At 55.4% G+C, this 20,535-nt stretch carries 19 protein-coding genes; 8 read left to right on the top strand and 11 right to left on the bottom strand.

The genetic code is table 11. The annotated features are described in order from the left end of the window. Positions 1-6 precede the first annotated feature (6 nt). Genes RGU70_RS16870 through RGU70_RS16855 form a run of 4 tightly spaced genes read left to right on the top strand, consistent with a single transcriptional unit; the run spans position 7 to position 3,434 of the window. The gene (locus tag RGU70_RS16870) at positions 7-1,041 is read left to right on the top strand and encodes a cysteine synthase family protein (RefSeq protein ID WP_322210531.1); all 1,035 of its coding nucleotides are present in this window, start codon (positions 7-9) and stop codon (positions 1,039-1,041) included. Continuing rightward, complete coding sequence (locus RGU70_RS16865; protein ID WP_322210530.1) at positions 1,038-2,435, top strand: MATE family efflux transporter; 1,398 nt, start codon at positions 1,038-1,040, stop codon at positions 2,433-2,435. The genes RGU70_RS16870 and RGU70_RS16865 overlap by 4 nt, the downstream gene beginning before the upstream one ends. Further along, positions 2,425-2,982, top strand: coding sequence for a GNAT family N-acetyltransferase (locus RGU70_RS16860; RefSeq protein ID WP_322210529.1), 558 nt, complete (start codon positions 2,425-2,427; stop codon positions 2,980-2,982). The genes RGU70_RS16865 and RGU70_RS16860 overlap by 11 nt, the downstream gene beginning before the upstream one ends. A gap of 8 nt (positions 2,983-2,990) precedes the next feature. Next, positions 2,991-3,434, top strand: coding sequence for a transcriptional regulator (locus RGU70_RS16855; protein ID WP_322210528.1), 444 nt, complete (start codon positions 2,991-2,993; stop codon positions 3,432-3,434). Between the two features lie 20 nt (positions 3,435-3,454). Here RGU70_RS16855 and RGU70_RS16850 read toward each other — a convergent pair whose 3' ends face one another. The 3 genes from RGU70_RS16850 to RGU70_RS16840 all read right to left on the bottom strand — a co-directional run bounded on the left by RGU70_RS16850 (position 3,455) and on the right by RGU70_RS16840 (position 6,438). Next, entirely contained in the window at positions 3,455-4,924 is a 1,470-nt protein-coding gene (locus RGU70_RS16850; protein WP_322210527.1) for an MFS transporter, read from the bottom strand. Between the two features lie 293 nt (positions 4,925-5,217). Then, positions 5,218-5,652, bottom strand: coding sequence for a hypothetical protein (locus tag RGU70_RS16845; protein WP_322210526.1), 435 nt, complete (start codon positions 5,650-5,652; stop codon positions 5,218-5,220). Positions 5,653-5,679: 27 nt separating this feature from the next. Next, positions 5,680-6,438, bottom strand: a complete 759-nt coding sequence (locus tag RGU70_RS16840) for a hypothetical protein (protein WP_322210525.1) — start codon at positions 6,436-6,438, stop codon at positions 5,680-5,682. Positions 6,439-6,585: 147 nt separating this feature from the next. Here RGU70_RS16840 and arfB point away from each other — a divergent pair, with 147 nt between their 5' ends. Next, positions 6,586-6,987, top strand: coding sequence for an alternative ribosome rescue aminoacyl-tRNA hydrolase ArfB (gene arfB, locus RGU70_RS16835; protein ID WP_322210843.1), 402 nt, complete (start codon positions 6,586-6,588; stop codon positions 6,985-6,987). A 40-nt stretch (positions 6,988-7,027) separates the two neighbouring features. Here arfB and RGU70_RS16830 read toward each other — a convergent pair whose 3' ends face one another. Next, positions 7,028-7,609 (bottom strand): chromate transporter, encoded by a 582-nt coding sequence (locus RGU70_RS16830; RefSeq protein ID WP_322210524.1) that lies wholly within the window; start codon positions 7,607-7,609, stop codon positions 7,028-7,030. Next, complete coding sequence (locus RGU70_RS16825) at positions 7,606-8,124, bottom strand: chromate transporter (RefSeq protein WP_322210523.1); 519 nt, start codon at positions 8,122-8,124, stop codon at positions 7,606-7,608. Before RGU70_RS16825 ends, RGU70_RS16830 begins: the two co-directional genes overlap by 4 nt. 628 nt (positions 8,125-8,752) lie before the next feature. On the opposite strand from RGU70_RS16825, the gene RGU70_RS16820 reads away from it, so the two are divergent. Further along, positions 8,753-10,345, top strand: a complete 1,593-nt coding sequence (locus RGU70_RS16820; protein ID WP_322210522.1) for a methyl-accepting chemotaxis protein — start codon at positions 8,753-8,755, stop codon at positions 10,343-10,345. 165 nt (positions 10,346-10,510) lie between these two features. Next, complete coding sequence (locus RGU70_RS16815) at positions 10,511-11,041, top strand: hypothetical protein (protein ID WP_322210521.1); 531 nt, start codon at positions 10,511-10,513, stop codon at positions 11,039-11,041. Between the two features lie 53 nt (positions 11,042-11,094). Here the strand turns inward: RGU70_RS16815 and RGU70_RS16810 are convergent, their stop codons facing one another. The 3 genes from RGU70_RS16810 to RGU70_RS16800 are packed head-to-tail and all read right to left on the bottom strand — an operon-like array spanning position 11,095 to position 13,762. After that, complete coding sequence (locus RGU70_RS16810) at positions 11,095-12,789, bottom strand: SulP family inorganic anion transporter (RefSeq protein ID WP_322210520.1); 1,695 nt, start codon at positions 12,787-12,789, stop codon at positions 11,095-11,097. Next, positions 12,790-13,410, bottom strand: a complete 621-nt coding sequence (locus RGU70_RS16805) for a ParB-like protein (RefSeq protein ID WP_322210519.1) — start codon at positions 13,408-13,410, stop codon at positions 12,790-12,792. A 19-nt stretch (positions 13,411-13,429) separates the two neighbouring features. Then, the gene (locus RGU70_RS16800) at positions 13,430-13,762 is read right to left on the bottom strand and encodes a hypothetical protein (protein ID WP_322210518.1); all 333 of its coding nucleotides are present in this window, start codon (positions 13,760-13,762) and stop codon (positions 13,430-13,432) included. Positions 13,763-15,052: 1,290 nt separating this feature from the next. On the opposite strand from RGU70_RS16800, the gene RGU70_RS16795 reads away from it, so the two are divergent. After that, positions 15,053-16,987 carry an autotransporter outer membrane beta-barrel domain-containing protein gene (locus RGU70_RS16795; protein ID WP_416186572.1) on the top strand — a complete coding sequence of 645 codons (1,935 nt, stop codon included), beginning with the start codon at positions 15,053-15,055 and terminating at the stop codon, positions 16,985-16,987. A gap of 128 nt (positions 16,988-17,115) precedes the next feature. Here RGU70_RS16795 and RGU70_RS16790 read toward each other — a convergent pair whose 3' ends face one another. From RGU70_RS16790 to RGU70_RS16780, 3 genes are all read right to left on the bottom strand, one after another. After that, on the bottom strand, positions 17,116-18,108 hold the full coding sequence (locus RGU70_RS16790; protein WP_322210516.1) for a 2-dehydropantoate 2-reductase: 993 nt from the start codon (positions 18,106-18,108) through the stop codon (positions 17,116-17,118). A gap of 75 nt (positions 18,109-18,183) precedes the next feature. After that, positions 18,184-18,936 carry a class II aldolase/adducin family protein gene (locus RGU70_RS16785; RefSeq protein ID WP_322210515.1) on the bottom strand — a complete coding sequence of 251 codons (753 nt, stop codon included), beginning with the start codon at positions 18,934-18,936 and terminating at the stop codon, positions 18,184-18,186. A 262-nt stretch (positions 18,937-19,198) separates the two neighbouring features. Next, a complete protein-coding gene (locus tag RGU70_RS16780) occupies positions 19,199-20,359 on the bottom strand; it encodes an ABC transporter substrate-binding protein (protein WP_322210514.1) in 1,161 nt (386 codons plus the stop codon). Positions 20,360-20,535 lie beyond the last annotated feature (176 nt).

The following is a 20,535-nucleotide window of genomic DNA, read 5'->3' as shown; positions in this document are numbered from 1 at the left end:
ATAAATATGGATCGCCATCCTCTGCAGCAGTCTTTGTCCATCGTTACACGATCATCGGACCTCATCGGAAATACCCCTTTGCTGGAATTGATACGTACCCGTTTTGGCAGTCGCCTTCTACTCAAGCTTGAGCAATTCAATCCCACCGGCAGTGCAAAAATCCGTATCGCCAGACAGATGCTGGATGAGGCAGAACAACAGGGCTTACTCAAGCCGGGCGGATGGGTGATCGAATCGACTTCCGGCAATACCGGCATGGGGCTGGCGCTGTTGTCGGCGGAGCGGGGATATCGTTTTACCGCCGTTGTGGACCGCCATGCTGCGGCCGATAAAATTCGTACGATGCAGGCTTACGGCGCAGAAATTATGTATGTCGACACGGGCGACAACGATGAGCTGGCAACTGCAGACCGCGAAGCACTGGCCGCAAAGATCGCAGCCGAGCAAGGAGCCTATTGGACAGAGCAGCATAACAATCCCGCCAATGGACATGCTTATCGTGATGTCGCTGAAGAATTGCAAAAGGTACTGGGCCAAGAGATGACACATCTTGTCGGCGCAGTAGGTACCGGCGGTTCCCTGTTCGGCACCGCAAGAGTTCTTAAAACGCTCTTGCCCGCGTTGCGCGTGATCGGCGTAGAACCTCACGGCTCGATTGCCTTTGGCGGTCCCGGAGCGGCCTATTATCAGTCGGGAACAGGGACGCCGGAAGGTGCTGAAATCGGCGCGCTGGTTGATTACGATTTACTGGATGAAGGTTTAAAAGTATCGGATCGGCAAGCCTTCAACACGAGTCGCTACCTGGCACGTAAATTTTCGCTCATGACGGGTGGGTCTGCCGGCGGGGTCATTTATCAGGCGATCAAAAGGCTGGAAGTCGCACCTCCCGGGAGCACCTTAGTCGTGCTGGTGTGCGATGGCGGTGAAAAATATCTCGATACCGTATTCAACGATGAATGGATGGATAAACGCGATCTGTTGGATTCAGGCGTCGAACGGGAACTGGACCAATTGCTGGAACAGATTACCGTGTCGGCATGAGTGTGGCGCAATGGCGGGCGGATAGTAAATGCATTACCGCTTTGGCGTTTCCTTTGATCCTCACGCAGTTGTCCCAGGTCGCCTTATCAACAACGGACATTGCCATGATGGGGATGTTGGAACCGATTGATCTGGCGGCCGGCGGCTTGGCCGTATCGATATTCGGTTTTCTACGTTCGATGGGTGTCGGACTGGTAACGCCCACCGGCAACATGGTAGCGGCAGCCAGTGTCGGCACTATCCGACCTTCATCCCGCGAGTCCGAGTTGCGCGCTCTGTTGTACAGCAGCTTTCTTATGGCGACTATTGCGGGGCTCTTCTTTTGGGGCCTCATGCTAGTAGCCGGTACTGGATTGGCATGGTTGGGACAAAATGCCGGCGTGGCCGCCCGGGCCGCAGATTATCTGGTTTTTGTGGCGCCGGGGATTGTGCCTTTGCTGTGGTTTCAGACATTGCGCAATTTCACTATCGGTTTGCGGCGTCCCGGCCCGTTGCTGCTGATTACCTTATTGGCAGTGGCAGTCAACGCGGCACTCAACTTTGTGCTGATGTTCGGGTATCTCGGGATGCCGGCATTGGGACTGATTGGCATCGCCTGTTCCACCACCACAGTCAATTTTTTTTCCTTCTTCCTGTTTCTGACAATCATCCGGCGCGACAAGGAAATGGCCCCCTACCTGTCATGGAGACAGTGGCACCCACGCCGTGCAGATGTCATCCGCCTGTGGCGCGCGGGCTTACCTGTGGCTGCGACGTATGGATCGGAAGCGGGTTTTTTTTTAGTGCTGCTGCTGCTGGTCGGCAGCATTAGTGCCGATGCCCTCGCCGCGCATACCATCGTCAATCAGGCGGTGTACATCGTATTCATGATTTCGGTGGGTATTTCGCAAGCCACATCCATCTGCATCAGTCGTTCCTGGGCCTTGAAGCAAGTAGAGCAATCGGCCAGTCTTGCCTACACGGGACTGGCTCTCGGGTTGGTCTGCATGGCGGTCGTGGGGGCAATCTATCTCCGCTGGCCCCATCAAGTGCTGAGTTTGTTTTTTTCGGAGGGAACTGACCGGATGGTACTGATGAGTAATGCCTTGCCTTTGCTGATGATTGCCGGGATGTTGCAGTTTTTTGATTGCGCACAAAACATCGGCATTGGCATATTGCGCGGCGCAGGAGAAACACGCAGCAGTTTTGTCATTACCCTCTTTGGCTATTGGGGGATTGGTTTTCCGATTGCCTGGTTGCTTGGAAAATATTTTTCTTTCGGCGCATCCGGTATTTGGGTCGGACTCACATTGGGATTGCTGATGACGGCCATGCAGCTATTGCACCGCTTCAGGCGCATTCTGAAAAGCAAACGGATCGCCGTTTCCAGAGGAGATTTCGATTATGCAAACTGAACCCATCCACAGTCCAAACTACAGCCCAAGCCACAGCCTGATGCAGACCGAATCATCCGAATTGGAGTGGCAATGGATTGCGTTTTCCGATATGACAGCCAGGCAGCTGTATGAAGTGATGATATTGCGCCAACGCATATTCCTGATCGAACAAAACTGCGTGTATCAGGATGCCGATGGTCTGGATTCGATCTCTCTGCATGGATGTGGCCGTACCTCTGCAGGAATACAAGCCTATGCGCGCATCGTGCCTCCCCACACAGCGTGTCCGCAGCCGGCAATTGGCCGTGTTCTTGTCACACCCTCATGGCGCAGCAGGGGGACGGGTTCCGATTTGATGCGGCGCGCACTTGCGCAATCCGAGAGATTGTATTGCGGGAGAGATATCGCACTTTCAGCGCAATTTCATTTGCAAGAGTTCTACGGACGTCTTGGTTTTCGTGCCGTCGGTTCTCAATATGATGATGCAGGTATTCCCCATATCGACATGCTCAGAGTAGCGCCGTCATTGTCCGCTCAGAAATTTATCGCGATGGCATCGCGTTAGTCTGCGACATGAAAAACAACAACCCCCTCCTTGCTGCCGCTTCTTACCGCGTGGTGTTGAAACCACTCAGTTTTTTGCGGCGATCGGAACAGGTCGATGACGAGAATGTGCGGCGTCTGGCTGCCACCATTTCCGCCGAAGATATCTGGACTTCGCCTTTGCCGGTAGAACGCGATACTGGCATCATCATGGATGGCAACCACCGGATATGCGCCGCCAGTTTGCTTGGTCTGGCTTTCGCACCTTGCGTATTGCTCGATTACCGAGACCCTCGCGTTAGCGTCAGACACTGGCAGAGCGACGACCCGTTCGACATCGTTCACATTTACCGGGCCATCCTGGAAGAACATCGCATCTTGCCGCATAAAACCACACGCCACTCCTTTGCCCCGGCCTTGCCGCAAACCCGCATCAATCTGCGGCTGCTGAGAACCGGGGACGGCATCCGCTAACACTGCTGTCGCAGGCTAAGCTAAGCCTTCAGCGGTCCCGGCTCGGCGGCGGGTTCTGTCGATACCGCCGGCGGTTCATACGTGTGATCGAAGGGCATTTCGTCCGTGTCGATGTTGGGGTTGTCGTCCTGAGTGGCAACCAGCTCACGTGCCTCGGCGACCGAATCCACGCTCGGCATCGAGCCGAGCAGCGGACGTCCGGCAGTCTCTTTCATGAAAAAGACGGCGATACCACCCAGGATGGATGTCGCCATCAGGTAGTACGCCGGCATCATGTCGTTACCGGTGGCGGCGATCAGTGCCGCGATGATGAACGGCGTAGTACCGCCGAAGATAGCGACCGCGAAGTTATAGGCGATTCCCATGGCTCCGTAGCGACTTTCGGTCGGGAACAGCGCCGGCAGAGCCGAGGCAAGGTTAGCGACGTAGAACGTGACAGGCAGGGCGATCAGCGCCAGACCAAGCAGAGTTGACCAAACATTACCGACGCCGATCAGCAGGAACGCGGGAATCGACAGCAGGATGGCGGTAATCGCACCCACCCATAGCACCGGGCGGCGACCAATTTTATCGGAGAGACGGCCTGTCAGTGGAATGCACAAGGCCATGATGATAAGGATAGGGATAGTCAGCAGCGTTCCGTGCAGTTCGTCGTACCCCATGGTCGAGGTCAGGTAAGTCGGCATGTAAGAGGTGAGGGCGTAGCCCAGACTGTTTGCCGCGGCGACCAGGACCATCGCGACGATGATTCCGCGCCAGTGTTCCTTGAAGGTACTGACCGGGCCGTTGGATTCGGCCGGTGCTTCTTTCACGGACGTGTCCGTGGCTGCCTGTTCCTTGGCATCCAAGGTGGCCTGGAAGGTGGGGGATTCCTTGATCTTCAGTCGGAACCAGATGGCAATCAGACCGAGTGGTCCGCCGATGAGGAAGGGAATGCGCCAACCCCACTCCTCCATGACCGATTGTCCCAGGGTGTATTGCAGAACCGAGACGAGCGCAGCGCCGATAGCGAAGCCAAGATAACTGCCCATATCGAGCAGACTGGCGAAGAAGCCGCGGTGCTTGTCAGGCGAGTACTCGCTGACGAAGGTGGTGGCACCGGCATACTCGCCGCCGGTGGAGAAACCCTGAATCAGTTTGGTGAGGACGAGCAGCGCAGCCGCGAGCATGCCGACCATCGCGTAGCTGGGCAGAATACCTGCCGCGAAAGTGGATGCCGCCATCATGATCAGCGTCATCGACAGCACCTTCTGGCGGCCGATTTTATCTCCGAGCCAGCCGAAAAAGACGCCACCGAGCGGGCGGGCGATGAAAGTCGCGGCGAAGGTGCCGAGCAGGAACAGCGTCTGCACGGTCTTGTCTGCCTTGGGCAGGAATACCGGGCCCATCGTCGTGATCAGGTAGCCGAACACACCGACGTCATACCATTCCATCGTATTGCCGACGATGGTTCCCCCGAGCGCTTTTTTCAGTCTCGCCTTGTTAACCACGTTAATGTCGGAGAGTTTTAATCGACGCTTCAGAAGCGGTTTTTTGGTTTTGCCCTTGGGGTGCTTAGCATCAGCATTTGAATCGGTCTTGCTGGTGGTATCGGGCATTGAAGCGTCTTTCGTTGAGTTCGTGTTTTTGTGAAAAATGGGGACTCGTATTCGAATCAGACGCCCGATAGTAGACGAAATTGTTGCAATCAGGCACTTTTGATCGCGCCTGGGCATTGGCCTACGTAGAACCCCTTAGGTTTTTTCGGTTAACAAGGCCAATCATGCGCAATTGAGGCCTGGGATCAGGTGATGTTTCCCAGCTCGAACGGACGCAAACCCAGCGGCTGATTATTGGCATCAAAGCCATCGGCAAAATGCACTGCTGTGATGCCCACCGTACCCAAGGCATCATTAATATCGGCCAGCAGCGTCGTCAGATCGGCGGCGATAGCCAGCGGCATATCTACCTGGGCCAATAACAGATGCAGTGCGCGGGAGTAAAGATTCACCTGCACGAGGGCATCGCCTTCTTGTTCGATAATCGCCATCGCGGCTTCCGAATCTGCGGCAGTCAAATCGTGACTTTGCAGGCCCTGATTCAGTTGCGCCATCATTTCCAGCATCGACCATTCCGCTATCGCCGTTTCCTTGGCCCCGTGGAACAGATCCTGATACATGAAATGCACGTCGCTTTTTTTCTCATCCATTCCCAGGCAATTCTGGACGATAGCCGTCATTTTCTCAGTCCAGACTTGAAAGCTTTTTTACCGCGCTGAAAAGTAGGCGTCGCTGCCGGCATCATCTGCGGGGGGCAAATAAAACGGATCGTCCTCGGTCTTCAAGGCAAAGCCCAACAGGAACCGCAGTTCAATCGCCGAATCTTCCGGGCCGAAATCACTCTCTTGCCATTCCCCGATACTGGCGGCAATCGCCGGGGCCGCCGCCATTTTGGCATTCGTCATGGAGGCATAGGCCTCGCGCACCATGCTGCTCAATTGGCAGTAGGTAATGCGATCGATTTGCTCCAGAGGGTAGGCATGATTGACCAGCACCACGCGGGCAGTCGGGCTTTCCAGACCGGCTTCGGTAAAACTTTTAGTGAGCCGATCGAAGGCTTGCTGATTCTGGAAATTTTTGTCCCGTTCCAGACCGCCGGTCGAATGGGCGAACAGCGGAATGAGGAATGCATTGATCTCGAACTGCTGACCGGCCTGCCCACGAATCAGCGCCACCGAGGCCGCTTCTTCAATGGCATCCTTGAGCCACAGGTAGGCATCGATGTCCGCATAGCGGCAGCGATCCAGGGCTTCGTAAAGGATGTCGTCCTGATCCTGTGCCAATGTTTTGCGCAGCAGTCGCTGGCAATCTGCCTGCGCTTGCGTCAAATCAGCAGAAGTCGTTCCGCGCCGTTGGGCGGCGGCAAACTGCAATGCCAGGTCGGCTAAGTGTTGAATCGCGGCTTCTTCGATTTCTTCGTCAGATTTGCCCGGGCCTTCGGGAACGGAGAGCGGTTTTTTCAACATGATGGTGCTTTCACAAAGAGGTGGCCACGGTGGCTGAAGTGGCTGAGGTGCCATATCGTACGCTAATCGGTATGGAAATCAGCTTCTCCCGCAGGCCGTTATGGCGGTAGCCAGTAGAATGACGCTTTACCAAACCGGGTTGCCGCCATTCTCACACTCTTCATTTCCGAGGACGAAGTCGAACTCATCGCGATCCGCGCTCAGGGCGCGGGCGGTCAGAACGTCAACAAGGTATCGAGCGCCATCCACTTGCGCTTCGATATCCGTGCTTCGTCCTTGCCCGACGATGTGAAACAACGCCTGCTGGCGCTGAGAGACCATCGCATCAGCAAGGACGGCGTCGTCATCATCAAGGCCCAGGTACACCGCACGCAGGAAAAAAACAAAGCGGACGCCTTGCAGCGCTTGCAGGAAATGATCGTGATCGTTGCGCGGGTGCCGGTACTGCGCCGGCCGACGCGTCCCACCCGCAGTTCGCAGCGCAAAAGGCTGCAAAGCAAGACGCTGCGAGGGGAAGTCAAATCGATGCGCGGGAAAGTCCGTGCTTGATGAGTCACGACACTGGTCGCGGTACTGGACAAGAGATTCTTTAAAGTATGCCGAACCAGCCCAGCAATGCGCCGATGGCAAGCAGCCACAAGAGATGAATCCGCGTCCGCCAGACGATCAGCGCAGTACAGGCAGAGATCAGCCAAAGCGGCCATTCGCGCGGAATATCGTGATGCGCGGTGGCCAGTATCCAGCTGGTGGAGAGCAGCAGGGCAATCACCAGCGGAGCCATGCCCTGTTTGAACGCGCGCACTGCGCGGACATTACGGTTGGTGTGTCCCCAGCGCGCCGCGAGATAAGTAATGGTGCTGCTTGGCAAGAGGATGCCCAGCATGGTGACGGATGCCCCCAAAAGCGCGTTACCCAATCCACCGCTGTTCAAACCGATTTTCCAGCCCATTAGCGCCACAAACAACAGATTCGGACCAGGCGCCGCCTGCGCGATAGCGATGGAGGCATTGAAATCCGCATCGCTGAGCCAGTGATGCTGATCGACCAGATAACGGTGCATTTCGGGGACGGTGCTAATCGCCCCGCCAATCGACAGCATCGACAGCAAAACGTAATGCGAAAACAGCTGCCACCACTCGTGCGCTGCGATCATGACGACAGAGGCGCTCATGAATTCAGACCGCGATAGGAGTAGACACAGGCGAAACCGCCTACCACCAGCAGCACATAACCCAGCGGCAGCCGCAGCAATGCGGTGGCGACAAAGCCAAGAATGGTGAGGACACCGCACACCACCGGACCCATTACATTGCGGCGCAGCGCCACGATCATTCTCAAGCCTGCACCGCCGATCAGACCCGACGCCACCGCCCCCATCCCGCGCAATGCGCCCGCCACGCCCGGATAGGCGGCAATTTGTGTGTAACCGAACGACAGCAGCAACACCAGCACCAGCGGGAAACAGAGCAGACCGGCCAGCGCCGCCAGCGCACCGCGCACGCCGAAATAACGTCCACCAATCATCAGCGCAATATTGACCACGTTAGGACCCGGCATGATCTGCGCGACCGACCACTCCTCCACAAACTCTTCGTTGGTCATCCATTGCTTTCGCTCCACCAGTTCGCGCTGGACGATCGCCAGCACGCCGCCGAAGCCTTGCAGGGCGAGCAGGGTAAAGGTCATGAACAGATCAGCGGGGGATTGGGGGTGGGCGTGCAGAGGAGATTGCAGGGGGCTTCGGTGGGCTGTGCGGTGGGCGGTTCCAAGGGGGAAGTCATGCGCTTACACCGAGGCAGAGCGTAAGCCCGGTGCGTGGATTAGGTAAATGTGGGATGAGCATGAATCGAAATAAAGTTGTTTAAATCGCAATTAAATAAGCGAACTGCCACCACTGAAAATACCTTTAAAAGGTAGAAATCTGGCGATGGATATTCCGTTGATTGTAGAGAAATAGTTGATCTATATCAATACTCATAGAATTATTGATGATTACAATCATAACCCTGTGACGCCCGGAAGTAAAAATACAAACGCATGCGCCACCAGCGCTTAAAAAGTATTGATAAAAGTAGCCAAAGCGGCAGCTAAAACGGCAGCCAGAGCATCAAGGCATTGCAAGCAATTCATTTGTTAAGGACGCTCTGATTAAGGGACTGCGCAGTGGAATTTCCCAGCGGAATTCCCCGGTGGTAACGCTCACCGCAAGCAATGATGGTTGACGCTTTCCCCTGCGCTTAGATCGCCCGCCACACTTCATCGGAAGCGCTTTAGCGATCGATATTCGGTCCATGTATTCAAACGGAGCATCCCTATGCGCATGAACTTGCCGGTAACAGAGATTGAATACCTTCTGGAAGAAAACGAATCCATCGTTTCCGAGACCGATCTTCAGGGCAACATCACCTACGTCAATCCCTATTTCGCCACGGTGTGCGGTTTTTCGGAGCAGGAACTGCTGGGCGCGCCGCAAAATATCGTCCGTCATCCCGATATGCCGACAGAAGCCTTCGCCGATATGTGGAGTTTCCTCAAGGCCGGCAAGCCATGGAGCGGCGTGGTCAAAAATCGCTGCAAGAATGGCGACTTCTACTGGGTCTATGCCAACGTCACGCCGGTCCGGGATCGCGGCGCCGTCGTCGGCTATTTGTCCGTGCGCACCAAGCCCAGCCGGGCGCAGGTCGAAGGTGCCGGACAAGCCTATCGTGAATTCCGGCAAGGCAAAGCAGGCAAACGGATTATCTATAACGGCGCAGTAGTCGCCTCAGGCTTGCCCCGACTGCTGATCAAGGCGCGCGCCATCTCGCTCAGTACCAAGTTATCGTGCTGCATGTTGAGTCTGGCGGCCTTATTTCTGTTGCAGAATCCATTAGCAAGCGCTGCGCTGCACCGGCTCAACGGTGGTTCGGACAGCGTCGGCCTGCTGCTCACAGCCGCCTGCATAGGATTGACTTTGTATGTCTGGAAAATCTTGCACGACGCAACGGTCAAGCCTATCCGGCTAGCCAACGAGGCAGTATCGGCGCTGGCCGGTGGTGACCTCACCATTCAGTTCGAGTCTGAAAGGACGGATGACATGGGAATGTTATTGCGCGCCTTGCAGCAGCTGAAACTGAATTTGAAGTCGATTATCGGCGACGTCAATCTGAACGTACATTCCATCAACAGCTCGATCAGAGATATGGCGGAAGGCAATCTGCACCTGTCGCAGACCACCGAAGTACAGGCCTCCAGTCTGGAAGAAACCGCCGCAACGATGGAGCAGCTCGCCGCCACCGTCAAACAAAATGCCCACAGCGCCGTGCAGGCGGACGAATTGGCCCACTCTTCCTCCGTCATTGCGGTCAAGGGAGGCGATGCCGTGATGGCCGTCGGCGCCACGATGACTGAGATCAGTGCGGCTTCCACTAAGATTGTGGACATCATCGGACTGATCGACAGTATCGCGTTCCAAACCAACATCCTCGCCTTGAACGCCGCCGTGGAAGCGGCCCGGGCCGGCGAACAAGGGCGTGGATTCGCGGTGGTAGCGACCGAAGTCCGCAATCTGGCGCAACGCTCTGCCAGTGCGGCAAAAGAAATAAAAACGCTGATTAACGAAACCGTCGACAAAATCAAGGCTGGCACCAATCTGGTCGCCGATGCCGGCAACACCATGAAGGACGTCGTGAATTCAGTGCAGCGCGTCACCACCATCATGGGCGAAATCACTTCGGCCAGTTCAGAGCAAAGCAACGGCATCGATCAGGTCAATATTGCCATTACGCAAATGGAACAAGTCACGCACAGCAACCTCAGCCTGGTCGGCGAGGGAGCCGCATCGTCTTCCAGTCTGGCGCGGCAGACTGAAAAACTGACGCAAGTATTTTCGCTGTTCAAGTTCGGTGAGGCGCGCGCTTCAGTCTAGGGTTTGACCCTAGCCCTGCATTTTTGATGCGGGCTGGGGAAGGGGGGGGGGCGAAGTGCGTCCCCCTTTTCCGCAAACCAATCGAGCGAATGAAAATAGCTCGTACTGCTGTATATAAATACAGTAAAATTGCTGGTTTCCCCTCTTGCCATCCGCGTACAAGAAATGACCAACTCCCCTGCCTCCTCCCCCGATTTGCAAGACGCGCCCGAGGACGAATCCGGTAGCGAAACCGGTGCCACCTACGAAGCACGCTTATGGATAGACGTCGGCTGGACCGCCCGCATCATCAGGAACGACAACGAAGAAGGATGGGCCGTTGAAATGATCAAGGATGGTGAGCAGGAGCCGGCACTGGTCGGCCCCTGGACCATGGGCCGCGACAAGAAAAACCCCAAGCCGCTCGATACCGCCGCTTTCAACACGCTGGTCAAGACCGCATCGGAATTCCGCCGTCGGCACGAACAACAACTGCACGCCATGCTGCACAAGAGCGTCACGATAACGACCGCACAAAGCAAGAGCTTCACCATCACGCTCGACATCACACCCGATGAAGACGATCCCTCCGCCCAACTGAGCGCGCAGGATGAAGACGGGACAGAACTGGCACGAGTGAGTGTGCCGCCGAATTTCAACTTAACCCGCGCCAGCGCAACGGTCTGGGTAGAAAACGAATTCCGCAAACCGAGCTGAGAGCCGGATTTTTTCAGGCCTGGATAAGGTGGACTGGTGCCGCTTAGTACAAGCTAAGCGGTCGTAATGCGTCCCGCAGAAGTACTTCTTGGATAAAGTTTGTCGGCAAGACCGACCACGTCATCCACACTCAGATCGGACAGGGCCGCCGTCGGCAAGCCCGCTATCGCCGCCCGTCCCAGCACCTGCTGCACGGGCGCTTTCAAGCGGGCGAACAGCAAATGCTTGTGTTGCGCCTGCATAGCCGCACAGAAATCCACCAGTGCTTCCACGCTAGAACTATCCAGATCCGGCGACTCTTCCAGACTCAGAACAAGGGTATGGACGCTCTCTCCCGCCGCCTCCATCAGACCCCGCACTTGCCCTAGCACGCGCTCCGCATTCGCAAAGAAAATACTGGTCTCTGGCCGCAGAATCAGCATGCCGGCAATGGCCTGCGCATCAGGATGAAGGGTTTTACTGACAAAATCATGACCCTGATTGAGCCGACCCAGCACCGTCACCGAAGATTCCGACAGGCGTCGCAATTGCATCAGCAGACTGACCGCAATAGCCGCCAGCAAACCATCCAGCACACCCAACAGCAATACGCCCAGCACCGAGGCGACAATCAGCAGCCGGTCGCGATGCCACAAGAAATAGGGGCGGAATACCGCCGGGCGCAAAGTATGGCCGACGGCATGGATCACAATTGCCGCCAGAACCGGGTTCGGCGTCAGGGCAATGGCGGGCAACATCGTCAGCACGATCAAAAATAGCGTGAACGCCGCCGTCCATCCAGCCCAGCGCGATTGCGCACCGGCCGCTTCATTGGCCGCCGTCGCGGAATAGCCTGCGCCCACCGGCATGCCATGAAACAACCCCGACACAATATTGGCCGCTCCCAAAGTCAGCAAATCGCGATTGGGGGAAATACCATCGCCGTGTTTGATGGCAAAACTGCGAATAGAACTGTAGGACTCTGCATATAAAATCAGCACCAGCGCCACGCTGACTTCGCCCAGTCGCAGCCACTGCGAATAAGCCAATCCCGGCAGCGCGGGCGCGCTCAGTGGCAACGCGATAGCACCGACCATGCCGATGCCGTACTGCTCCAGATGCAGCCACTTTCCGGCAGCAATGCCGAGAATAATGACCAGCAAACCGCCCGGCAGACGCGGTATGCGCGCAAACAGAAACAGCAAAGCCAGCGTCGCCAGCGTGACCGCCCCTGCCATCCAGTTCCACGTCGCCGTCCGCTCGAATAACTCCAGCGTGAAGCGGATCAGGTCGGCATGTTGCGGATAGACGCCCACGACACCGGCCAGTTGCTTGAAAATGATGACCAAGGCCAGCCCGAAGGAAAAGCCGCGCAAAACCGGTTTGGCGATGAAGTCCGAGACACTGCCGATGCGCGCCAGTCCGGCCAGCAGGAAAAAAAGTCCGGTCAGCATGACCATGCCAATCGCCATGGTCAGACGCAGGGTATTGTCGCCGGCCGCCATCGACGCCGATGCCGCCGCCAGCACCGCAGCGGAAGAGGAGGTTGCCGACACGATGGCAAAGCGGCTGGTTCCCATCAAGCCATAACAGACCAGTCCGGCGAACAGCGCAATCACACCGGCTTGCGGCGGCAGATTGGCAATGCCGGAATACGCCACCGCTTCCGGCAACAGCAAACCGGCCAGCGACAAACCCGCCACGATATCGGGCCAGGAAAGACGTCCGGGATTGGTCGTCGCGGCAGGTTGCGGGAGCGAGGCCGACATTTAGTTGGCAACCATCACACCGCACCAGCCCGGCAGATAGCGCGCATCCTGAGAGCGCGCTATTTTTTTTGCTTTTGTCAGCGCTTTCTCGAAGTCGTTTTCGATCTGGCTGGCGTCCACCAGATCGCGCAAATAATCGGCCCATAAAAATTCACTGAACGGCGTCACATCCTTGGCAAAACCACCTGCGCGGCGCAGTTCCCCGGCCAGACTGCGATAGGGATCGTCGTGCAAATGCGTCAGATGATGGGGGACGGCAGAAAAATCGCGGCGCAAACCTTCTCCATCGTAGGGATGCACCCATTGATGATGATCCATCACGCCCCAGAATTTGGGCGGTGCCAGCCAGGACAGGTCCTTCATCAACATCACATTGACGGTCTTGACCTCTTCTTCCAGCAAGGCCAGACCGAAATGATGATGGTCGAGGATGTAGTACTTGCTGTCCGGGCCGGCAACGGCGGGAAACCAGTGGCTGGACAAGGTCGTGGCGCGCGCACTTTTGCCGAGCGCACCCCATTGCTTGCGCTTGAGCGTGACTTCCAGCTTGCCCACCGTAATCTGCGTCGGATGCAGTTTGTCGAGTCGGGTCGTAATGAGTTGCGGTTGGGCGCGTTGCATGGTTTTCTCCTGTGAGTGATCAGGAAAACGCCTGACCGCAAAGTAGACCAGATTGTATGCGTAAAACAGCGTGCGAGTGCTTTATGTCGCTGGCAAAAACAGGGCGTCGCGTAGAGAGAAATTCGCCTCCTGTGCGGTATGGGCCAATCGCATCGAACATGTTTTTGGAAGATTGCTTATCGAGCTCAATAGCGAGTTTTTTATCTTGGGCTGTGGGTGGAGAGGTATCGCCCAATTCACCGTCATGAATGGAGTAACTACCGGAGAGTTTTTTAAAAGCAGTCTGGTCTTGTGCAATGGAATTCAATGAGGGTAAAGCTAAAAAATAGACGGCTACATTGTTTAATTTCATAGCCAATCTGCATGGAGAGGGTTGTCATGCCGGGGCGTTTTAATCCACCGGGAAAAGGATCTGGTGAAATGATTAATGTGTATTTGTTTGAATTTCCCGATGCCAAGAAATAATTCAAAGCATTTTTTCATCGACTTGCGCGCTCGCGCATTCGGCTGAGGCATGTTGTTATGCCGGTACAAAAATAGGCACGCATAACGCTTGCTGAAAAACAGGATTTTCCTCATGCGGCATCTCGCTTTTAGATGATTTTTTTTGCAATATTCCCGCTGATCATCCGTCATGTCGAGGTGCGGTCAATGCCGTCTGAGGTCGTTTATTTTCCGTGCCATCAGCGCTCCCTCGCAACGCTGTTATAGCGCAAAAACAGGATGCCAGGCATGAGAGTCGGGACGTAAACGATCTCCCTTACACCACCAACACTATTTGTGATGGCGAGGGAAATGTTTCTCATCGGACAAAATTAATTGTTTGAATTTGAGAAGCATTAAAGATAATAAATATTAAAAAAATAAACATTAAGAATGGTTTTTATTAATTTTAAATTATTAATATTTCATCTATGTAATTAAATAATTAAATTTTAATGTTGGTTAATGTAATTATTAACTACGTCGTGTTAAATTGAATTGAATTAAGCGTACTTATATTGTTTATTAATAATATTTATTTATATTAACTTATATTCAACTAAGCCATGGCGGACTTATGACAACAAAAAATTGCAAGGCACCATCGTCGATGGGTCGTATGAAAACGCTGGTCATTGCATTAAGTTCCTGCATGGCAGCAATGGCCCCCGCATTTGCCGCAGACCTGGTGCAAACCACCGATACGGCAAGTAGCGTCACTATTGATAACACGGTCAGTAATTACATTGTCAATAGTGGTGTCACTGTTAGCGGCACTGTTGGCAGCTATGCCTTGTCTGTCATGGCAGGATTTGCTGGCGCGATCACAAATTCCGGAGCGATTATTGGCAATGCGGATCCGTACAGCGTTGGTATCAATAATGCTTATTTAGTTAACACCAGCACGCTGACGAATACCGGAACCATCTTCGGTGGGTATGGGATCACCAATAGCGGGACGATAGGCACACTTATCAACAGCGGTCAGATCGGGGGATCCAACGACGCAGGTATCCGTAACAACGCCACTGGCAGGATTACGTCCATCAATAATAGTGGCACCATCAGCGGGCCAACAGGGATTCTCAATGACGGCATTATAGGGACGCTCAGCAACAGTGGATTGATTACCGGGACAGTGAATGCCCTTGAAAATTCTATGTACGGGACAATGGGCACGATTACTAACACTGGCACTATTGCCGGTAACATTAAATATGTAAATGGCGACCTGAACATTGTCGGCGGCACCGGGACGACGATGGGAACCCTGACCGGCAATGGCGGTACCATCGGTTTGATTAGTAATTACGATCTTAATACCAACATCAATTTCATTAGCGGCAACACATTTCTCAATGATGCTATTTATGCAGGCTCCAAAACGGTCAACAATATCGGTGCGGCGCTCATGATCAAGTCTCGCATCACCATCACCGGTAGTTATTCTCAGGGTGCCGGGGCCAGTCTGATCGTTGATGTGGAAGGTAACAACCCCGCTACGGATGGTGTTTTGTTGGTGAGTGGCGCCGTTACGCTTACGCCAGGCTCCGGCATCAAGCTAGTGCGCAGTACGGGAGGCATACCATTCGTCGCGGGCGATAAATTTGCGGTGTTGATTTCGCCGATAGGGACGGGCTCGCAGTACAACGTCAGTAGCTTGGTGATCACTGTGCCCGGATGGGTGGGAGGGGTTACTGCGGAGCATGTTACGACCACTGGGGCCGGTGGACAAGGCGCGCTTAGATTGAGCCTGGGTACTACGCCCCCCGTTACGGTCCTGCCAAGCGTTACACCCGATGCAGGAGCCTCGCTCAATGGGGTGTCCAACTACAACGGTATTAATCAGGGACTGCTGGATCTGAACAATCTGAATCTGGCCATTATTGCTGGCGCGCTTACCGGCGGATCGGCGCTGGAAAATAAATTGGGTGCGCAACTGAGTCCCGCTGCCAGCGCGGTAGCGGCGACACAAGCTTCGGCTTCTTCGACGCAGGCCGTGCTCAGTGATGTGTCGGCGCACATTGGGGGCTTGCGTAGTTCGGGCGGCTCAGGCAGCTCAGGCAGCTCAGGCAGCTCGGCTTCCATGCAGGGCGCAGGGCAACAGGCGAGTGCTGATCTCAATAATATGACGGCACTCACTGCGGGCTCTGACCTCACTAATATACCGGGACTCATGGGCGGCGCTCGCTCATCGGACAGCTCAATTTCCAAGTCGACAGGCGAGCAAAAAACTGGTTCTAACGCGGTATGGGGCCACGTATTCGGCGGCCAATCTACTCAAAATATGCGGCAGGGCGTGAGCGGATATCAATCCGGTTACAACGGATTGCTCATCGGTGCGGATGCACCAGTAATGGATCAATTCCGGTTTGGTGGCTTAGTCAGCTATGCCAATACCTCCGTCGCCAGCCGCGATGACAACAGCGGTAGCGGCAGCCATGTCACCTCCTACGGCGTGATTGGCTATGCGTCTTACAGCGGTGATCCGTGGTACATCGACGTTTCGGGTGGCGTGGTACAGCACGAATACACCACCCAGCGCGTCATCAACGTGGCGAATTATCTCGCCAGCGCGAATGGTCAATACAACGGTATACAAACAGTCGCTTCGGTACAGGCGGGCTATCCGCTCAAACTCAATGCGGGCGGACAAAACCTCACGCTGACACCGCTGACGGGGCTGACGTACAGCACCCTGCGCAGCAACGGCTATACGGAAACCGGCACCAGCGGTGCCGAACTCAGTGTGGATGCCGCAAAAATCACCTCGATTAAAAGCGATCTGGGGGCGCAGGTGGCGAGTGATTTCGACACCGAATACGGCGTACTGACGCCTTCGGCGCAACTGGTCTGGCGTCGTGAATACCGCACCAAAGGCCAGCAATCGGTGTCCAGCTTTGCGGTCGATAATACTGGGGTGACTAAATTTACCGGCGTCGGGCCCACCTCTGCTGCCAATACGGCGGTAGTGACCTTGGGTGCCGCACTGTTGCACCGGCAAAATCTGACGCTGACGGCCAAATACACAGCGGAAAAATCCTCCGGCTATCTGGCGCAAACCGTGGGCGTGCATTTGCGCTATCTGTTCTGATGGGATGACGTACGGCCTGCTTACCCGCACCGCCGCTGCATTCGCTAAGCACATGGCGCATGCAGCGGCAGTATGGATGCAATGGGCATCTGAATGTCAGCTACGCAGGACGAGCCGGGAACGAATTCCTAGCGTTGGATCGCCGCCGGATAAAGCCCGTGCGTGCGTCCGAACAAACGCGCCAGTCCCAACAGGCTATCGATTGCAGGCGTCGCCACGCCGACCATTTGTCCTATCTCGCGCACCACGCCTACCAGCGCATCGATTTCCAATGCTTTGCCCGCTTCCGCATCCTGCAACATGGACGTTTTGAATGCGCCCATCGAGCGCGTGATGGCATTGCGATCTTCTCCGCTTTGCTGGATGGGGCAGGCTATTTTTGCGCCAATGAGCGCGGCTTCCTGCATGACGTTGAGGCAAAACTGGCTGACCAGCGGGTCCGCCAGAATCAGATCGCAGGTAGCGCCGGTGATTGCCGAGACCGGATTCATGGTCATGTTGCCCCACAGTTTGTACCAGATCTGTTGGCGGATATTGGCGGTTTCTTCGACATCGAATCCGGCTGCCGACAAGGTTTTTGCGATCTCGCTCAGGCGTGCCGAAATGCCGCCGCCGGGTTCGCCCAGAATCAGGGTGTTGCCGAATCCCGTCTTTATCAGACCCGGTTCCGGGCAGCTGCTTGACAGGTGGACGACGCAACCCAGTATCTGCGCAACGGGCATCACGCGCGACAAAGCACCGTCGGCATCGATTGAGTTCAGCCGGGTTCCTGAATAGGGGAGATGGGCCGGTTCGAAAAACCACCACGGCACGCCGTTCATGGCATTGATGATGACGGTGTGCGGCCCTATCAGCGGCGCGATGGTAGAAGCGACGGCAGCCAGCGCCGGCCCTTTGACCGCGAGGATGATGAGGTCTTGCGGGCCGAGCAGGGCAGGGTCCGCCTCGGCGCGGACGGCAAAGTTGCGCGTGCCGTCAGGCCCGACCACGCGCACTCCGTGTTGCTGCAAGGCGAGCAAGGTCGCGCCGCGTGCGACGGCACTGACTTCATGCCCGTGTTCCGCCAGCCGGGCCGCGAACAGACCGCCGATAGCGCCCATTCCGTAGATGCTTATTTTCATGGGGGCGATTCCTTATTCATCAGTTCGGATTCATCAGTTCGGATTCATCAGTTCGGATTCATTAGTCCGCATTCCTCAATTTTTATACGAGGTATCAGTCGCGTCGATGATGCGGGTCAGAGCGTTGAACACATCCTGACCGGCCCCATAATTTTCATTGAATTGCAGCGAGTCACGCGCACAGGCTTGCTGGATTTCCGGAGAAATCATGCGCACCGGCCCCATCGAGGTCGATGCTACCTGAATCTCACAAGCGCGGTTCAGTAGCCACAAGACAGCAAAAGCGCGCGGTACCGAACTGCCTAGCGCCAGCAAACCGTGGTTGCGCAAAATGACAGCGCGTTTGTTGCCGATATTAGCGAGCAGGCGCGGCGCTTCGCCCTCATGCACGGTAATGCCTTCAAACTCATGATAGGCCAGCTGACCGTGCAATTGAGCCGCGTAGAAATTGCTCATCGATAAACCCTCCTGACTACAGGCAACCGCCATCCCGGCGGTAGTGTGCGTATGCATGACGCAATGCGCATTGTCGATGTTTTCATGGATGGCGCGATGCACGGTGAAGCCGGCCGGATTGGCAGTCCATTCCGAGTGGCCGATGATATTGCCTTGCAGGTCAATCTTGATCAGGTTGGAAGCGGTGACTTCGGCGTAATTCAGACCGAAGGGATTGATCAGGAAGTGCTTGTCTTCGCCCGGCACACGCAAAGTGATGTGGTTGTAGATCAGTTCTATCCAGCCCAGATGGGCAAAGATGCGATAGCAGGCAGCCAGCTCGACGCGGGCGGCCCATTCTGCGGGGGAGATGTTGGGAGTGGGGGTTGGCATTATTTCTTTCGATAAATAGGACTTACGCAAAAGGCCGCTGGCGTTGTTGCCTTGCCTTGTCGTGCTACTTGCCTTGTGGTGCTACTTGCACTGTCTGCGGCAATACGCCTAGCCAGCCGCCTTTTGCGTAAGTCCTGATAAAAAAGGGTGCAAGAATCCCGGCAGCCGAAAGGGCCGCCAGAAAAAATCTGCTGTGGGGAAAGTTATTGCGCCGAAGTGACTTATCGAAAATTACTTTTCAGTAAGCACTCCGGCGACCGGATTACTGAGCGAGCGCCCAGTGGTTGGCTTCGATCTTGACCATCACGCGCGCCCGGTTATCGAGTCCGCTGTGGTCGGTCTTGGTCATGTTGATGACGCCGTGAGAAACGGTCAGGTTCTTGACGTTTTCAATCGCGTCACGCAAAGCCTTGCGGAATTCCTTGGTGCCTGGCTTGGCAACCTTGAGGGCTTCCGGCAGTGCGCGTTGCAACAACAGACCGGCATCCCACAGATGGGCGCCGAAGGTGGTTACGCTGCCAGCACCGTAAGCGGCTTCGTATTTCTGGGTGTAGTCGAGGCCGGTTTTCTTGCTCGGGTTGCTGTCAGGCAGGAGCGCCGCCACCAGAACCGGACCGGCAGGAAGCAGCGTGCCTTCCACATCTTTGCCGCCCAGGCGCAGGAAGTCGTTGTTGGCGACACCATGCGTCTGATAGATCTTGCCCTTGTAGCCGCGCTCGCGCAGTGTGCGTTGTGGCAGCACGGCCGGGGTTCCCGCCGCGCCGATCAGGACTGCATCAGGATTGGCCGCAATGATTTTCAGGATCTGGCCGGTGACACTGGTGTCGTTGCGGTTATAGCCTTCATTAGCAACGATTTTCAGCTTGTGCAATTCGGTCTGTTTGGCGAACTCGCTATACCAGCCCTGGCCATAGCTGTCGCTGAAACCGATGTAAGCGACGGTCGCAATCTTGTCGACCACCATGCGTTCGACCACGGCGCTGGCCATGAGTGAATCGTTTTGCGGAGTCTTGAAGACCCACGCATGTTTGTCATCCATCGGTTCGATGATTTTGGCGCTGGCAGCGACCGAAATCATGGGTGTCTGCGTTTCGGCCACCACGTCGACCATCGCCAGCGAGTTCGGCGTAATCGACGAGCCGATGATGGCGTCGACATTTTCAGAAGCCAGGCGGCGAGTATTTTTTACTGCGGCAGTGGTGTCGGAGTTGTCGTCCAGGACGATGTATTCAACACTTTTCCCGCCGATCGTGGTGGGCAGCAGGCTGACCGTATTCTTTTGTGGAATGCCAAGCGAAGCAGCCGGACCGGTTGCGGAAATAATCACCCCGATTTTGATCTGTGCCTGTGCCGTCTGCGCCATCAGCGAGAGGGCTACGGCGACGAGCGATGCAATGAGGGTGGTGCGCTGGGTTAATGCCATGTTGTCTTCTCCGATTTATTTTAGTAATACGAGGGAACCGCTGATTAAGCTACTGCGCAGCGCTTATTCAATGGTTTCGCAAGCATTCTGCCAGCAAAAGAATGCCTCAACACAGGATTCCAACACAACTGAAGAATTTAAGTGTATTAGTAAGAGTTACTTAATAATAAGGCGGT

The organism is Herbaspirillum sp. RTI4 (assembly GCF_034313965.1).
Lineage (GTDB): Bacteria > Pseudomonadota > Gammaproteobacteria > Burkholderiales > Burkholderiaceae_D > Herbaspirillum.
This window is presented reverse-complemented; position numbering and strand designations above follow the sequence as displayed.

What these genes read in the sequence shown, in the direction of transcription:
- RGU70_RS16845 (WP_322210526.1), bottom strand. Translation starts at nt 5,652, where the DNA reads ATGACGGCTATCGTCCAGAATTGCCTGGGAATGGATGAGAAAAAAAGC.
- RGU70_RS16870 (WP_322210531.1), top strand. Translation starts at nt 7, where the DNA reads ATGGATCGCCATCCTCTGCAGCAGTCTTTGTCCATCGTTACACGATCA.
- RGU70_RS16805 (WP_322210519.1), bottom strand. Translation starts at nt 13,410, where the DNA reads ATGCAACGCGCCCAACCGCAACTCATTACGACCCGACTCGACAAACTG.
- RGU70_RS16820 (WP_322210522.1), top strand. Translation starts at nt 8,753, where the DNA reads ATGCGCATGAACTTGCCGGTAACAGAGATTGAATACCTTCTGGAAGAA.
- RGU70_RS16785 (WP_322210515.1), bottom strand. Translation starts at nt 18,936, where the DNA reads ATGCCAACCCCCACTCCCAACATCTCCCCCGCAGAATGGGCCGCCCGC.
- RGU70_RS16810 (WP_322210520.1), bottom strand. Translation starts at nt 12,789, where the DNA reads ATGTCGGCCTCGCTCCCGCAACCTGCCGCGACGACCAATCCCGGACGT.
- RGU70_RS16860 (WP_322210529.1), top strand. Translation starts at nt 2,425, where the DNA reads ATGCAAACTGAACCCATCCACAGTCCAAACTACAGCCCAAGCCACAGC.
- RGU70_RS16790 (WP_322210516.1), bottom strand. Translation starts at nt 18,108, where the DNA reads ATGAAAATAAGCATCTACGGAATGGGCGCTATCGGCGGTCTGTTCGCG.
- RGU70_RS16865 (WP_322210530.1), top strand. Translation starts at nt 1,038, where the DNA reads ATGAGTGTGGCGCAATGGCGGGCGGATAGTAAATGCATTACCGCTTTG.
- RGU70_RS16840 (WP_322210525.1), bottom strand. Translation starts at nt 6,438, where the DNA reads ATGTTGAAAAAACCGCTCTCCGTTCCCGAAGGCCCGGGCAAATCTGAC.
- RGU70_RS16795 (WP_416186572.1), top strand. Translation starts at nt 15,053, where the DNA reads ATGTACGGGACAATGGGCACGATTACTAACACTGGCACTATTGCCGGT.
- RGU70_RS16780 (WP_322210514.1), bottom strand. Translation starts at nt 20,359, where the DNA reads ATGGCATTAACCCAGCGCACCACCCTCATTGCATCGCTCGTCGCCGTA.
- RGU70_RS16825 (WP_322210523.1), bottom strand. Translation starts at nt 8,124, where the DNA reads ATGACCTTTACCCTGCTCGCCCTGCAAGGCTTCGGCGGCGTGCTGGCG.
- RGU70_RS16815 (WP_322210521.1), top strand. Translation starts at nt 10,511, where the DNA reads ATGACCAACTCCCCTGCCTCCTCCCCCGATTTGCAAGACGCGCCCGAG.
- RGU70_RS16855 (WP_322210528.1), top strand. Translation starts at nt 2,991, where the DNA reads ATGAAAAACAACAACCCCCTCCTTGCTGCCGCTTCTTACCGCGTGGTG.
- RGU70_RS16830 (WP_322210524.1), bottom strand. Translation starts at nt 7,609, where the DNA reads ATGAGCGCCTCTGTCGTCATGATCGCAGCGCACGAGTGGTGGCAGCTG.
- RGU70_RS16800 (WP_322210518.1), bottom strand. Translation starts at nt 13,762, where the DNA reads ATGAAATTAAACAATGTAGCCGTCTATTTTTTAGCTTTACCCTCATTG.